At 64.9% G+C, this 15,637-nt stretch carries 12 protein-coding genes; 4 read left to right on the top strand and 8 right to left on the bottom strand.

Annotation, left to right across the window (positions count from 1 at the left end; all coding sequences use genetic code 11):
- Positions 1–234: 234 nt before the first annotated feature.
- The 3 genes from P5205_03810 to rbsK all read left to right on the top strand — a co-directional run bounded on the left by P5205_03810 (position 235) and on the right by rbsK (position 6,112).
- A complete protein-coding gene (locus P5205_03810) occupies positions 235–3,963 on the top strand; it encodes a glycoside hydrolase family 127 protein (GenBank protein ID HSA09475.1) in 3,729 nt (1,242 codons plus the stop codon).
- Between the two features lie 168 nt (positions 3,964–4,131).
- Entirely contained in the window at positions 4,132–5,142 is a 1,011-nt protein-coding gene (locus P5205_03805; GenBank protein ID HSA09474.1) for a multidrug DMT transporter permease, read from the top strand.
- A 37-nt stretch (positions 5,143–5,179) separates the two neighbouring features.
- The gene (gene rbsK / locus P5205_03800; GenBank protein ID HSA09473.1) at positions 5,180–6,112 is read left to right on the top strand and encodes a ribokinase; all 933 of its coding nucleotides are present in this window, start codon (positions 5,180–5,182) and stop codon (positions 6,110–6,112) included.
- A 27-nt stretch (positions 6,113–6,139) separates the two neighbouring features.
- Here rbsK and P5205_03795 read toward each other — a convergent pair whose 3' ends face one another.
- The 3 genes from P5205_03795 to P5205_03785 form a co-directional block, all read right to left on the bottom strand.
- Complete coding sequence (locus P5205_03795) at positions 6,140–7,309, bottom strand: LptF/LptG family permease (protein HSA09472.1); 1,170 nt, start codon at positions 7,307–7,309, stop codon at positions 6,140–6,142.
- A gap of 72 nt (positions 7,310–7,381) precedes the next feature.
- Positions 7,382–8,575: a PQQ-binding-like beta-propeller repeat protein gene (locus P5205_03790; protein HSA09471.1), complete on the bottom strand. Its 1,194-nt coding sequence runs from the start codon at positions 8,573–8,575 to the stop codon at positions 7,382–7,384.
- Positions 8,576–8,724: 149 nt separating this feature from the next.
- Entirely contained in the window at positions 8,725–9,468 is a 744-nt protein-coding gene (locus P5205_03785; protein ID HSA09470.1) for a SprT family zinc-dependent metalloprotease, read from the bottom strand.
- Positions 9,469–9,846: 378 nt separating this feature from the next.
- On the opposite strand from P5205_03785, the gene P5205_03780 reads away from it, so the two are divergent.
- Entirely contained in the window at positions 9,847–11,103 is a 1,257-nt protein-coding gene (locus P5205_03780) for an FAD-dependent monooxygenase (GenBank protein ID HSA09469.1), read from the top strand.
- Positions 11,104–11,121: 18 nt separating this feature from the next.
- Here P5205_03780 and P5205_03775 read toward each other — a convergent pair whose 3' ends face one another.
- From P5205_03775 to P5205_03755, 5 genes are all read right to left on the bottom strand, one after another.
- Complete coding sequence (locus P5205_03775) at positions 11,122–12,189, bottom strand: glycosyltransferase family 2 protein (GenBank protein ID HSA09468.1); 1,068 nt, start codon at positions 12,187–12,189, stop codon at positions 11,122–11,124.
- Positions 12,190–12,193: 4 nt separating this feature from the next.
- Positions 12,194–13,258 (bottom strand): glycosyltransferase family 9 protein, encoded by a 1,065-nt coding sequence (locus P5205_03770; GenBank protein HSA09467.1) that lies wholly within the window; start codon positions 13,256–13,258, stop codon positions 12,194–12,196.
- 13 nt (positions 13,259–13,271) lie between these two features.
- On the bottom strand, positions 13,272–13,757 hold the full coding sequence (locus tag P5205_03765) for an adenylyltransferase/cytidyltransferase family protein (GenBank protein HSA09466.1): 486 nt from the start codon (positions 13,755–13,757) through the stop codon (positions 13,272–13,274).
- A 100-nt stretch (positions 13,758–13,857) separates the two neighbouring features.
- Entirely contained in the window at positions 13,858–14,661 is an 804-nt protein-coding gene (locus P5205_03760; GenBank protein ID HSA09465.1) for a class I SAM-dependent methyltransferase, read from the bottom strand.
- A gap of 98 nt (positions 14,662–14,759) precedes the next feature.
- Complete coding sequence (locus P5205_03755) at positions 14,760–15,572, bottom strand: sugar phosphate isomerase/epimerase family protein (GenBank protein HSA09464.1); 813 nt, start codon at positions 15,570–15,572, stop codon at positions 14,760–14,762.
- Positions 15,573–15,637: the final 65 nt, after the last annotated feature.

Here is a 15,637-nt window from a genome sequence, read left to right as displayed (position 1 = left end):
GCAAGCCTCTCAGGCGCGGCAAGAATGGCGATTGATCCCTCTCCGTGGTGCTGGCATGAATGGCGTGATGAACAGAATTTGGCTGATGGCAGGAATCCTGGCTGCGTTGGGAACTGGGCCGGGCGAGCGCCGGAGGCAAACCGGTGCTGTCACTCCGGTTCGTATCGCCCCCAAAGTAACGCGCGCGTCAAGCTCCAAAGCATCAGACACAGCTCCGCTCCCGGCAACTTGCCAATGACAATCCACATCCGTTTCCTCCTGCTCCTCGTCCTCGCCGCGTCTTTGGTTGCCCCCCTCGGCGCCCCCGCCGACCGTGCCGCAACGACCCCGCGCATGAATGTGGTGCTTATCCTCGCGGACGACCTGGGCTGGACCGACCTGGGCTGCTACGGCAGCGAGTATTACGAGACGCCGCACATTGACCGGCTGGCGCGCGACGGCGTGCGGTTCACCCAGGCCTACTCCGCCTGCACGGTCTGCTCGCCCTCCCGCGCCGCGATCCTGACCGGCAAGTACCCGGGCCGGCTCCACATCACCGATTGGATCCCCGGCCTGCCGCCGGAGAACCCGAAACTGCTCGTGCCGGATTGGACTAAGTATTTGCCGCTGGAAGAGTTCACCCTGGCCAACGCGCTGCATGCAGCCGGCTACGCCACCGCCAGCATCGGCAAGTGGCATTTGGGCGGTGAACCATACTATCCGGAAAAGCACGGCTTCGACATCAATCTCGCCGGCACCGACGCGCCAAACCCGAAGACTTACTTCGCGCCGTATAAGATTGCGACTTTGCCCGAGGGCCCCGACGGGGAGTATCTCACCGACCGGTTAGGAGTCGAGGCCAGCCGTTTCATCGAAGCGCACAAAGACCAGCCCTTCTTCCTCTACCTGCCCCATTTCGCCGTGCACCTGCCGGTGCAGGCCAGGCCGACGCTGCTGGAAAAATACCGCGCCCGGCGGCAATCCGGCCAAAAGCAAAACAACGCCGGCTACGCGGGCATGATCGAGAGCTTGGACGACACCGTGGGCAGCATTCGCCGGAAGCTGGAGGACCTGAAGCTGGCCGACCACACGCTGGTCATCTTCGTCTCGGACAACGGCGGCCGGGTGCCGACAACTTCGAACCTGCCGCTGCGCGTGGGCAAGGGCTCCTGCTACGAAGGCGGCACGCGCACACCGCTGATTGTCTATTGGCCCGGAGTGACCCGGGCGGGCAGCGTGTGCGACACCCCCGTCATCGGCATGGATTTGTTCCGCACCATCCTGGAAGTCGCGCAAGTCAAGGAGGGGGCTGGCAAGGCTGTGGACAGTGTGAGCCTGGTTCCGCTCCTGCGCCAAACCGGCGGGCTTACACGGGACGAGCTGTTCTGGCATTATCCCCACTACCAGCATTACCAGCTCGGCGGCACGACCCCCTACGGCGCCATTCGCAAGGGCGACTTCAAGCTGATCGAGTTCTTCGACGACATGCGCGTCGAACTTTACAACTTGCGAGACGATATCGGGGAACAGACCAACCTCGCCGCGAGGCTGCCCGACAAAGCCCGGGAACTGCGTTCCCGCCTGCACGACTGGCGCAAGGAGGTCGGCGCGCAAATGCCGGCGCGTAACCCGCATTACGACCCCACCCTGCCGGAAGCGCCCCCCAGGACCCAGAAGAATAAAGCGGCGCGGCTTGACCCGGTTCTACTCGTGCCGGAGAAGGTCGTGCCAGTCATCCCGGACCGGCAGGACCTCCAGGTGCCGGATCGTGTGCGGTTGCGCGGATGGATCGGCACGCGCATTGCCGCCAACGAAGCCAACCGCCTGGTGAAGCTGGACCCGGCGCGTCTGCTGGAAGGCTACCGGCACCGGCCCGGCCGCCAGATTTGGGATGGCGAGCACGTCGGCAAGTGGTTGCACGCCGCCACGCTGGCCTGGGCCAACACCGGCGACGCGGCCCTGCGCGAGAAGCTCGACTACACCGCCGCCGAGCTGATCAAGTGCCAGCTCCCGGACGGTTACCTGGGGACCTACGTGGAGAGCGACCGCTGGACGCAGTGGGACGTTTGGGCGCACAAATACAATCTCATTGGCCTGATCACCTACCTGCGCTACACGGGCAACCTGGAACCGCTGCCCGCCTGCCGCCGCATGGCCGACTTGCTTTGCCGCACCTTTGGCGATCAGCCGGGCAAACGCGACCTCATCCCGGCGGGCCAGCATATGGGGATGGCCCCGACCAGCGTGCTCGAACCGATGGTTCTGCTCTACCGGCTCACCGGCGAACCGCGCTATCTCGACTTCTGCAAATACATCCTCCGCGCCTGGGAACAGCCCAACGGACCCAGGATCATCTCCACGCTCCTGTCCGCGAAAAGGGTGGACAAGGTGGGCAACGGCAAAGCCTACGAAATGCTCTCCTGCCTGAACGGCGCGCTGGAATATTACCGGACCACCGGGGACCCCCAATGCCTCGAGGCCTGCCTCAACGCCTGGCAAGACATCGTAGACCATCGCCTCTACCTGACCGGCGCGGCCAGCTACCGTGAGTTCTTCCACGACGACTTCGACCTTCCCAATGTCAACAATGTCGGCGAGACCTGCGTCACGGTCACCTGGTCGCAGTTTAACGCGCAGTTGCTAAGGCTGACCGGTGAAGCCCGCTTTGCCGAGCAACTCGAAAAGGTGGTGCTCAACCAGTTGTTCGGCGCCCAATCTCCGGACGGTTCCGCCTGGGGCTATTACGTGCAAATGCAGGGCAAGAAACCCTACAGCACCACGCTCGACGGCCATTGCTGCCTCTCCAGCGGCCCGCGCGGAATCTCTCTCGTCCCAACCTTCTCCCTCAGCACCGATGCCGACGGCGTCGTGGTCAATCTCTACGACGAAGGCGTGGCTCAGCTTCAGCTCCGGGACGGCACCCCGGTGATGGTGACGACCGAAACCAAGTACCCGAGCAACGGCCAGATCACCATCAACCTCGCGCCTGAGTCCAATAAGTCCTTCGCGCTCAAGCTGCGCATTCCCGCGTGGTGCCCTAACCCGGCCTTGCGGGTGAACGGCCAGAAGGTCAACGCCGAGGTAGCGGCGGACGGCTATGTCACGCTGCGGCGGGAATGGACAAAAGGGGATAGGGTCCAGCTCGCGCTCAAGCTGGAACCACGGGTCGTTCTCGGCGACCACAAAAACGAAGGCCGCCTCGCGGTCCTTTACGGGCCGCTGGTGCTCGCCACGGATTTAGCGCTGCTGGAGACCAATGACTACCCCCTCGGCGCCATCGGTGTCGCGACGCCGAAACTCGCAGCGCTGAACTTCACTGTCACGCCCGCAGCCGGGCAGCTCAAGTCCTGGTCCGGAGCCGAAGTCTTCCGCATGAAAGGCCTGGCTTGGAAGTCCGCCGGTTCCTTGAAAGCGGGCGCGCCGCTGAACCTGGGTTTAGTCCCCTTTGCCGAGGCGGGCGCCACCGGCACCAGCTACAAGATTTGGCTTCCCTACGAACTCCCGCGCCCGGGACGAAACTTGCTGATAGACGGCATCGAGATCCGTTCCCGCAAGCCCAACGCCGGCTCCATCATTGACGATAACCTCCAGACCATCGCCTCCACTTTCAATGCCCGGCGCGCCCCGCAGGATTGGTTCGGTGTGGAACTGGACGAGCCGGTCACCGTGGGCCGCGTCGTCTTCGCTCACGGGAAGAGCTTTCACGACGGGGGCTGGTTCGATGCTTCCGCGGGCAAGCCGCGCCTGGAGATCAAATCCTCCCCCAAGAGCCCCTGGGCGCCGCTCTGTGAACTGGCCGACTATCCCGCCACCACCGGCATGGACTCCGCCAGCCTTAAAGACGGCGAGCGGTTCACCTGCCCGTTGTCCAAACCAGTGGAGATTTTCGGCCTCCGCGTCGTCGGCAAGCCTTCCGGCGGTGACAACGCCAGGCAGGCATTCTCCACGTGTGCCGAACTGCAGGCGTTCGCTCCCACTCATTAGCTGTCAGCGCGCGGCAATGAAACGGAAACCTGTTGACGAGGCGGCGGGCCAACCGCAACATGGCGCAAACGAATGTGCTGGGGCCGACGGTCGGCATGAGGGCGCGGGCAACCCCTCCAATTGAAGTCACCACAAACAAGCTAACACCTAAACTACAAGGAACAACTCATGGTCATTGTCCAATCATATCCGCTGGCGGTCGTCATGTGCGTCATCACCATGCTGTGCTGGGGTTCATGGGCCAACACCCAGAAGCTCGCGACCAAGGAATGGCGCTTCCAGCTCTTTTACTGGGATTACGCCATCGGCGTGCTGCTGCTGTCACTTTTGCTGGCCTTCACTATGGGCAGCACGGGCAGCGGCGGGCGAGGCTTCCTCGCCGACCTCCAGCAAGCCGACGCCAAGTGGCTCGGCTCGGCATTTCTGGGGGGCGTGATCTTCAATCTGTCCAACATTTTGCTGGTCGCGGCCATAGACATTGCCGGGCTGGCGGTGGCGTTCCCGGTGGGCGTGGGGCTGGCGCTGGTGCTTGGCGTCATCACCACCTACATGGCGACGCAACAAGGCAACGTCCCCATGCTCGCCCTGGGTGTCGCGGGGGTCATGATCGCCATCGTTCTCGACGGCCTGGCTTACAAGCGGCTGGCCAGCGGCACCCAGAAGACTCCCACCAAAGGCATTGTCATCTCCGTAGTGGCGGGCCTGCTCATGGGCTGGTTCTACAGCTTCGTCGCCCAGGCCATGGGCAAAGTTGACCCCGCCACCCAGGTGCTGGAGCCGGGCAAGCTCAGTCCCTACACCGCCGTCGTTTTGTTCTCCGTCGGCTTGCTGCTCTCCAATTTCATCTGGAACAGCATCATGATGGTCAAGCCGCTGGCGGGGGAACCGGTGCCGTTCGGCGACTACTTCAGCAAGGGGAATGTCCGCCTGCACCTCATCGGCATGCTGGGCGGCGCCATCTGGAATCTTGGCATGAGTTTCAACATCATCGCCGCCAACGCAGCCGATCCCGCGCTGGCCTACGGCCTCGGCCAGGGGGCCACGATGATTGGCGCGTTCTGGGGCGTGTTTATCTGGAAGGAGTTCAAGGGCGCCCCGCCGGGAACCAATAAATTCCTGGCCGCCATGTTCTTCTTCTACCTGCTGGGCCTTGGGATCCTCATCGCCTCGAAACTGTGACGCCCTTCGTCCGGCACACCATGACCCCGTTTCGCTTATGACTAAGAAATCCATCCTCGTTGTCGGCAGCTCGAACACCGACATGATCATCAAAGTGCAGCGCATCCCCAAGCCGGGCGAAACGATCCTCGGCGGCGAGTTTGCCAGTGCGGCGGGAGGCAAGGGCGCCAACCAGGCCGTGAGCGCGGCCCGTGCCGGCGGCGCGGTTACCTTCATCGCCAGCGTCGGCCGGGATATGTTCGGAGACAAGGCCGTCGCGGGCTTTGTCGCCGACGGCATCAACGTGGATTACATCGTGCGCGACCGGGCCTGCCCTTCCGGCGTGGCCTTGATCTTCGTCGCCCGGAACGGTGAGAACAGCATCGCCGTCGCTTCCGGTTCCAACGCGAAGCTGCTCCCGGCGCACTTGAATAAGGCCCGGAGCGCCTTCCGGCAGGCCGGCGTGGTCGTTCTGCAGTTGGAAACGCCGCTCAAGACCGTCGAGGCGGCGGCCCGGCTTGCGGCCGGCACGGGCGCGCGGGTGATTCTCAATCCCGCGCCCGCGCGGCCGTTGCCCAACGACCTGCTCCGTCGCGTCTACCTGCTCACCCCAAACGAGACCGAGGCCGAGTTGCTCACCGGCCTGCCAGTGAATAACGACGCCGCGGCCGCCAAAGCCGCTGATGCGCTCCTGGCTCGCGGCGTGGAGAATGTCATTATCACGCTGGGCGCGCGCGGGGCCTTCGTCGCCGGCCGCCAGGGCCGGGGCCTGGTCCGCGGCTTCAAAGTCAAGCCGGTGGATACCACCGGCGCCGGGGACGTGTTCAACGGCACGCTGGCCGTCGGGCTCGCGGAGGGCAAATCCCTGCTTGCCGCGGCGCGTTTCGCGAGCGCCGCCGCTGCACTCTCGGTGACCCGCCTGGGAGCCCAAACTTCCGCCCCAACCAGAAGAGAGATTGACCGGCTGCTCGCTTCGGCTGGGGCGAGTTGACTTGGGAAATCAAGGACGAGGAACGGATCACACCCCGCGATTGGCCCGCCAGAGCAGGACGGCACCGACGGCCTGGAAGATGAAATTGGGCAGCCACACGATCAGATGCGGCGCATATTCCGGCCGCCGATCCACGGACTGGGCGAGAATAATGAAGCTGTAGTAAACCGCCACGAGCACCAGGGCGACCCCGATGCCCACGTTGGTCTCGCGCCGATGCATGCGGATCCCCAGCGGGATGCCCACCAGGGTGAAGCCAAAGCACGCAAAGGAAAATGCGACCTGCTGATGAATCTGGAAGCGGATCGGCGTGGTCGGGTCTCCGAGCATCTTTTCCAGCGCGCGCCGCCGCTCGCGCAACTGCTCCGCCGTCAGGTTCCGGCCGGGCGGCGGCGCGTTGAGCCGCTCCTCCCACTCGGCTAATTCGTCCCAAAGCTGGCCGGCGGTCATGTCGCTGATCTTGGTGCGGAAGTTGGGTGGCCGGCGTTGATTGAAGTCGAGCTGCACCGGCAACTCGGCAAATGCGCCTGGGATCATGCGGCCTTCGCGGAAGTCCACGGTCTTGCCGTCGTGCAGCCGCAGGGTCAGGAGCTTGTTGGGCGCGTCCACCTCCAGTTGGCCGCGGGCGGCGCGCACGAAGGTCACCACGTTCGTCTCGTTCTGCAAAACCCAGACCATTACGTCCTCCATCTCCCCGCCGCGGTTCTTGCCGGCATAGAAGATGTAACCGGGGAAGTCCTTGATGAAACGGCCTTCGGGCATCTGGGCGCCGGACAATTCCAGCCGGAGGTTGAAAAGGATGCTGGTATAAGCCACGCGGCAGCGCGGGCCGACTTCCATGTTCACCAGCGCGCAAACGGCGCACAAGGCCAGGCTCAACAAGAGGATCGGGCTGATGAGCGACAGAAGGCTGATGCCGCTGGCCCGGACGGCGGTCAGTTCCTGGTCGGCGCTGAAGCGGCCAAAGACCAGCAGCGTCGCGGTTAACATCCCCATCGGCAGCGCGAACACCCACGCAAACGGAACCAGCAACGCGGCGGCTTCCGCCACGACCGCGAAGCTCATCTGGCGGTTGACCAGCAGGGGAAGAATCTCCTTGAGCGCGTTGCCCAGCAGCAGCACCAAAGTGAACACCATCACCGTGATCCACAGGGACCCCAGGATCTGGCGCATCAGGTATGCGTGCAACGTTCTCACCGGGCGCCCATCGTCAGCGGCTTGGCCGCGTTGCGCAATCGAAAAGGTGACGGCCGGGGCCCGCGGGCGGGTTCAGTTGCCCTTGCCGATGCAGAAGAGGTGGCGTTCGCCGCGCAGGAAGATCTGGCCGTGACTGATGGCCGGCGAGGCGAAGCACTTCTCGCCGATGTTGTTCTGGGCGACACGGTGATACCGCGGGCCGGCTTGAACGACGGTCGTGGTTCCCTTGTCGTTGAGAAAATAGACGCGGCCTTCCGCGGACACAAGGGAAGCGTGTTGCGAGCCCAGGCGTTCCGTCCACAGGGGGGCGCCGGTCGCGGCGGCGAAGCAGTGGGCCACATTCGAGTCGGCCAGGACCAGAAAATAGTCGCCCTCGATGAGGGGCGAAGGGACATAAGCGGCCCCGCGGGTCGTGCGCCAGGCGATATGAGTCTGCGAGACGTTGCCCGTGCCGTCGGGGCGGATGGCGAGGATGTGGTGATCCGGAAATCCGCCAGTGATAATGACCAGGCCGCAGCGCTCGCTATAGACGGGTGAGGCGACAAATTGGTCGGTCGGGCCGTCAATGACCCAGTGCCGGGCGCCGGTGTCCGGGTTGAAGCTGGCGACGCATTTGTCGCCGGCGAGAACCATCTGCATGCGGCCGGCCATCTGGCAGATCAGCGGAGCACAGTAGCTGCGGGTGCGGTTCTCGCGGGGCGTCTTCCAGACCACCCGGCCGTCCGCGCGGCTCAGCGCGACCAGATAAGAGTCGCCGTCGTGGTCGCCGTTCAGGATGACTTTGTCCCGGTAGAGGATGGGGGAGGAACAGAAGCCGTGCACGCTGGCGAACGGGCCGGGGCGGGCGACCCAGCGCCGGCGGCCCTTGAAGTCGTGCGCGGCGACGAACATCTGGCCGCGGTCAAGAAACGCGACATAGACCAGCTCCCCGTCCGTGGCGGGGGTGCTGGAGGCAAAACTGTTGAGGCCGTGCTTGCGTTCGAGCGGCGCGGTGAGAACGGTCTGCTGCCAGAGCAGTTTGCCGGTGCGGCGATCCAGGCAGAGGAGCAGGCGATCCTGGGTGTCGGACATGGCGCTGACGGTGAAGACGCAGCCATCCCATACGATCGGCGAGGCGTGGCCGGAGCCGGGCAGTTCGGTCTGCCAGAGGACGTTGTTGGTGGCGTTCCAGTGGACGGGGACGCCCTTCTCCCGGCTGGTGCCGTCCAAACGCGGGCCGCGCCAGCAAGGCCAGTTTTCGGCGGAGACGCGAGGAACGACACTCAAGGCGAGGAGGAAAAGGGCAACCCGAAAACCAAAGGTCGAAAGCCGAAAGGACTTTGGAAAGCACCTGGCGGACTTTACATCGGTTAACAACATCGGCAGCAGCATACACGGATGGCGGGCAGGTGGCCAGAACCGGGCGCGCTGATGAGTCAGGCTCGCACCAGCAGCGCGGAGTTCCGTTGCAGCCAGCGTTCGGCCTCGCGATAAGCCGGGCACAGCCGCGCCACCTCGTCCCAGAACCGCGAGGAGTGGTTCATTTCCCGCAGGTGCGCGAGTTCATGCAGGACAAGATAGTCGCGGACGGAAGGTGGAACCTGCACCAAGCGCCAGTTGAGGGAGATGGTGCCGCGCCGCGAGCAGGAACCCCAGCGCGTGCGCTGGTTGCGGATGGCGATGCGCTGAACAGCCAGGCCGTGCAGTGCCGCCAACTCAAGCACGCGCGGCGGCAATTCCCGAACCGCCAGCTCCTGCAGATGCCGTTCGATGGCCGGGCGCAGGTCGCCGGCCGCATCCGCGACGGGCACGATTTCACTGCCAAAGCGAACCAGCCCGCCCTGGCCGTCGGCGCCCGCCTCGATCCTCACACATTCACCCCGGAAGAGTATCTCGGTCCCCGCCAGCCATGTCCTGGGATGACGCAGGCGCAGCGCCTGCCGGAGTCGCTGCCGCTCAAGCCAGGCCGTATTTCTCGCGGCGAACCGCCTGGCTTCAGCCAGCGATCCGCCCCGCGGCACGGTAACGCGGGCCGAGCCGTCGGCGCACAGGCGCAGGACATAGCGCCGCGCCCGCCGGTGGCGGACGAACCGGAGCCGCACCGGCTGCGCCCCGCCAGGGAGCCAGTGTTCCTCCGGTTGGGCGCACGGCTTGGGGCCAAAGAGCCATTCAAGCTGCACAGGAGGATTTAAGAGGGCACGAGCCGCTTTGGCAACCAGATGCTCAGGAGAGCGGTTAATCCTCCAAGCCCGAGGCACCCCGCGCCCGAGCCGGATACGGCCATGGGACGGTGCCAATCCGGCGGGACCCCGGTGTGGTTCCCATGGGGGTCGGGCCCCATGGGAACCACACCGGGGTATAACGGGTGTCACAGCGTGATCGCACCGGAGCGGTCACCCGGCCCAGGAACTGGGGATTATGGCACTTATCCAGTCGCGGAATCGACTCACCCGGCGGTGAAAGTGGCAGGTCGGCGAAAATGAATATGACTTTTTTGCGCTGCGGGCGTATGCTGCAAGCCGATTGGCAGGCAAACGCGCCAGAAAGGAAGTCAGAATATGCGAGAAGAACGAACGGAAGTGCTGGTGGTTGGAGCGGGGCCGGTTGGGCTGTTAACAGCCATCCTGCTGGCGGAGGCGGGAATCGAGGTGAAAATCATAGACCAGGAAGAGCGAACCACTGCGCGCAGTTACGCCTGTGCCCTGCACCCCCGCACGCTCAAGCTGCTGGCCGCGATGGGCCTGGCGGCCCCTGTGCTGGAGCAGGGACGGCGCATTGACACGGTCGCCTTCTACGATGGCCAGGCACGCCAGGCCGAGGTGAAGCTTTCGGAATTGGGCGGCGAGTTCCCATTCATGGTGATCCTCCCGCAGAATATTCTCGAGGAAGTGCTTGAACGACGGCTGCGGCAGGCGGGGGTGGCGGTTGGCTGGGGCTACCGGTTTGACGACCTCGAGTACGCCACGGTCGGAGTAACAGCCATCGTGGAGGAGTTGGGGGCCACCGGCACCGGCTACATCGTGCCGCACTGGGAAATGGTGGTTAAGCAACGGTTCCCAATCCGGGCGCAATTCCTCGTGGGGGCGGATGGCTACGGCTCGCTGGTACGGCAACGCCTGGGAATCACGAACACCCGGGTTGTCGGCCCCCAGTTCTTCGCGGCGTATGAGTTTGAGCCGGAAACACCGGCGGACGGAGAGGTGCGCGTGGTGTTGGACCAGCCCACGACCAACGTGCTGTGGCCGCTGCCGGGCGACAGATGCCGGTGGACTTTCCAGGTGGTCAAAGGCGGGGGGCCGAGGGAGTTTCCCGAAAAGGAGCGGCGGGAGGCGCGGTTCACACAAGCCAACGTGGACGAGCATATCCGCCAATACGTGGAAAAGGTGGCCAAACAGCGGGCGCCGTGGTTCGCGTGGGGAGTCAAACAGATCACCTGGTGCACCGAGGTGGTATTCGAGCAGCGGGTGGCCGGGCAATTGGGCCGGGAACGCTGCTGGCTGGTGGGGGATGCGGCCCATCAAACCGGCCCCGTGGGCGTGCAGAGCATGAACGTCGGCATGTCCGAGGCGGCGGCCTTGACCGGAGCGCTGCGCCGGATTCTGCGCGAGAAGGCCCCCCCGAACCTGCTGGACGCCTGGAGCCGGGAGTGGCAGGAGGAATGGCGCCGCCTGCTCGGGATGACGGGCGGACTCAAGCCAAGAAACGAAACCAGCGCATGGGTGCGCGAACGCCGCGACCGCATTCTTGCCTGCCTGCCGGCGTCGGATCAGGACCTCGCGCGGCTGGCCGGCCAATTGCGGACCGACGGTCCTTGAAACGAGCCCGGGCGAGGTTCAGCGCGGGGTTATCTTTGGGGGGCCGAAGTGGCGCATTCGCTGCAGCTCATCCCAGCGGTTCAGCCGCCAGCGGAGGAAGCGCAGCATCCACAAGTCGCCCCGGCGCCGGAACCGCCGGATGCGCTGGCGTTCGGCACGGATGTGCGCGCGCAGCCGCCAGCAGCCGGCCACGGCGTCCAGGTATGCGCGTTTGACGAAGCTCAAGCGGCGGACCAACGCCAGGCTGACGATTGCCTCGAGGCCAAGCAGTCCGAGCTGCAAGGGGACCATCAGCAACAGGATGCCGTGCGCATTCTTCAGCAGCACCAGCAGGCTGTTGCGGTTGGCGTAATAGCGCTTGGTGTCGCTGGTGCGGAATTCCACTGTCGCGCCGCCGCCGGCAGGATTCACCTGCGCCGCACCGCGATGGTGCAGCCCGGCCGACGGCGCCGCGATCGCCCGGTGCCCGGAAATCCACACCCGCCACGACAAATCGAATTCATCGGCGAACATGAAGAACTCCGGGTCGAAGCCGCCCAGCTCGTGGAACAGAGTTCGCCGGATGAGATAGGCGCAGCCTTCCGGCATCAACACCTCGCGCGTTTCCGCCGTCGGCGCGCGCGTCGAGGCAAGGCCAAAAACATCGAAGCCGAACGCGCCGGCCGACTGAAAGCTGTCGTCCTCGTAGTTAAGGATGAGGGGCGCGGCGGCCGCGGCGCCGGTCTTCTGGACTTCGGCCAGCAGGTGCTCCAGGCAATGCGGCTCCAGCCAGGTGTCGTTGTTGAGAAAAAGGAGGTACTGGCCGCGCGCCCCGGCGGCGGCACGGTTGTTGCCTTCACAGTAGCCGAGATTCCGGCCGTGCTGGATGAAGACCCCGCCCGGCCAGCTCTCGACGATGGGCCGGGCGACGCGCTCCGAATCGTCGCTGGAGGCGTTGTCGGCCAGAATGACCTCGATTTGGTCGAAGACGGTCTGGGCACGGAGCGAACTCAGGCAGCGCTCGATCCAGGGCGCGCCGTTGTAGTTGAGAATGATGACCGAGAGGGGCGGCGCCGGGCGGCCGGATGGGGATTGAGCCAGGCTCATCGTGTCAAAGCAGCCGATGCAGGGTTTGCACGACGGACTGCACCGTGACGGAGGTCATGCAGCGGCGCAGCTCCGCTGGGGATCCGCGAATGCCGTGTCCGTCGTAGCGGTAATAGTCCAGGTTCCGGCCGGCGACAGCGGGGTTGGGGATAAGCGTAAAGGGATGGCCGTAGGGCTCGATCGGCTTGTTCCAAGTGGGGGTCTCGATGACCACCAGCTTGGGAACCTTCATGGCGGCCGCGAGGTGCATCAGGGCCGTGTCCACGCTCAGGAACAGCTCGCAGCGCTGGAGCAGGGCAGCGGCCTGGCGCAGGCTGGGGGTCTCGGCAATCAGGACCTGGCCGGCGCTGGTTTGCGCGCGGATGACTTGGTGATCCTTCTCCTCTTCCGGCCCGCCAAAGAGCAGGACGCGCAACTCGGGATGCGACTGGCGCAGTTCGTTGAGCAGCGCGAGGTAGTGGTCCAGCGGCCAGCGCCGGAGCGGCAGATTCTTGGTCCCGCCCGAGCCGACGTGAATGCCCAGGAGCTTTCGCCCGGAGCAGTCGTGCCGCGAGATGAAGTCGTCGGCCCAATTCCGGTCAGCGGGCGAAAGATAGACCTCGTATTCATGGCGCGGGAGCAAGGGCCGGGCCCCAACGGTTTCCAGCAGCGCCAGGTTATTCTCGACCGCATGGCGGGCATAGTCCTGCCTCAGGGTGCGGTTGACCAGGAAGCGGTCCCACGCGCCGGCGTTGTCGTATTGGTGGCTGGCGCGGACGCGCGCACGGATCAGGCGCGCCACGGCGCGGTAGTGCACGCGGCTTTGCGGGTGGGTGTTGAGGGAGAGGTCGTAGTTCTGGCGGCGCAATTGCCAGATGAAGCGCAATGAGTCAGCCTTGCTCGCGGCGATGAAGTTCTTCTGGTGCACCGCGTTGAGGTGCGGATTCCCCTCCAGCAGGTGCTTCGAGCCGGTCCACAGGACGAGGGCCTCAAGCCTGGCGGCGGGGAAATTAGCGCGCAACTCGTGGATGAGTGGCGTGGCGAAGAGCGTGTCGCCAATGCCCGCCAGCGAGATAACCAGAATCTTCATTCCCCGGCCCGCCTTACAACCGCTTGATCTTCTGGAGCAGCGCCGTCGTGGATTTGCCGGGCACGAATGGAAGGATCACAATCTTGCTCCCGGCCCGCTCAACGATTCGGCGCTCCTCCTGATTGAGCGTGTCCAGGGTGTAATCGCCGCCTTTGACATAAATGTCCGGCTGGGCGGCAGCCAGGAAGCGCGTGGCGGTGGACTCCGCGAAGATGCACACTCCATTCACGCTCTCCAGCGCGGCCAGGACCAGGGCGCGCTCGTTCTCGGGTGTCACCGGGCGGTCCGGACCTTTCAACTGGCACACGGCGGCGTCGCTGTTGACGCCGACCAGGAGCGCGTCGCCCTGGTTGCGGGCCGTTTCCAGGTAAGTCACGTGGCCGACATGGAGCAGGTCGAAGCAGCCGTTGGTAACTACCAGGCGCCGGCCGCCGGCCCGCAAAGCCGCCCGCCATTCCGGCAGTTTCTCCCAGGCAATGATCTTCCCGCGCAAGTTCACCTGCGCATTCTGGCCTGAGTGTTTCCGCCTTGGCAAGGAGGGAGACGGGAGAAGCGGGGAATGTAGCAGCGGTCCGGCAACACAGCGGGACGCACGAGAATCAGCCCGGTTCCTGTCTCTCCTTCACCTCGCCGCCGCCCCGTTTCTCCGCGTAGTGAATGCTCATCACGCCCCCCAGCAGGTTGACGACATTCACCCGGGTCAACCCCAGCCTCCGCATCGCCGCCGCCACGCCGTGCTGAGCCGGATAAGCCTTGAGCGATTCCAGGATATAGGCATACGCGTCGGCGCTGCCGCAGAATATCCGCCCCAGCACGGGGACGAACAGCTTCAGGTAACTGAAGTAAAGACCGCGCCAGAGAGCGTTGTCCGGCTTCCCGAAATCCAGCACCAGCAGCCGGCCGGAGGGACGCGCCACACGCTGCATCTCGGCCAGCCCAATCTCCCAGTCCGCCAGATTGCGCAGACCATATCCCACGGTGACAATGTCAAAGGAGCCGTCCGCAAAAGGAAGGCGCTGCGCGTCGGCGCGGACGAAGCGGGGAAGGGTTGGTGCGCGGTGCATGGTGCGTGGTGCGTGGGGAGGCGCTGACGGCTCGCGAGGCCGGATGCGGGCGGCCCTGCTCTCCGCCACTGCCAGCATGCGCGCGCTGAAATCCAGTCCGGTCACCCGCGCGCCGCGCCGGGTCAGCGCCAGCGCGAGGTCACCCGTGCCGCAGCAGAGGTCCAGCGCGCGCTGCCCGGCCTCCGGGCGGGCCAGACGGACCACGCGCCGCTTCCAAAGCCGGTGCAGGCCAAAGCTCTGCAGGTCATTGATCAGGTCGTAGCGCGGCGCGATCCGGGAAAAGAGAGCATGCACCCTCGCCACGCGCTGGTCGCCCGGGTCAAAGAATGTGCTGGCCATGCGTGCCTAAGTCTGCGCCAAGCCGGCTTGCCTCGCGATGGGAATCAACTTAAGAATGCCGGCTGTTCGCCATGCCCCCCAGTCGCCACGGGCTCTGGTCAGGCAAATGCCCGCTGCAAATATTCCAGGCTCTTCGCGGCGATGACCTCCGCGCCTTCGTCGAAGTTGAACACTTCGACGGAAACAAAGCCCTGGTAGCCGACCTCCTTCAATGCGGCGGCGATCGGCTTGAAATCCACATCGCCGAAGCCGGGTCCTTTGAGGTTGCGGTCGTTCGCGTGGAAATGCGCGAAGTGCGGCCACGATTCGCGAATGATCTGCGGGATGGGCTTTGCTTCGGAGCACATCGCCTTTACGTCGAGAATGATCTTGAAGGCGGGCGAAGGCACTTCCCGGATGAACCGCAGCGCCTCGGCGGCGGTGTTGACAAAGTTGGTTTCCGCCGGCCCCAGCGGCTCGAAGCAGATCGTCACGCCCCGCTGTTCGGCCCGCGCGACCGCGTCCCGGAACGTCGCCGCCGCCCAGTCCCACGCCTGCTCGCGGGTCACCTCCGGCAGCACGTTGCGCTGTTTCGGCGAGCCGACCACCATCACCTTGCCGCCAATATCGGCGCAGAATTCGACGAGGTCGCAGAAGTAATTCGCCGTGCGCGCGCGCAGGCTGGCGTCCGGGTGGTTGACGTAGAGCCCCTCGGGCTTCACCAGCACCCAATGGATGCCCGCGATCTCAATGCCATGCAACGCGGCGGTCTCGCGAATCTTCCGCCGCACGCCTGCGGGAATGTCCGTTACCGAGTTTGCCAGGGTAAAGGGGGCGATCTCAACTGCCGCGTAACCGAGCTTTGCGGCATGGGCCAGGGTATCCTCGATTTTCCAGTCCTTGTAGATCTCGTTGCAAATGGAGAATTTCATCCCCGCCAATCTCCGGGTTTACCACTCCTGGTTCAAGACTGAAAAGCCTGTGGAACGGCAGGTCA

The organism is Candidatus Paceibacterota bacterium (genome assembly GCA_035452965.1).
GTDB lineage: Bacteria > Verrucomicrobiota > Verrucomicrobiia > Limisphaerales > UBA8199 > UBA8199.
The sequence above is the reverse complement of the archived record's forward strand: the minus strand, read 5'-3'. Positions and strand labels throughout refer to the sequence as shown.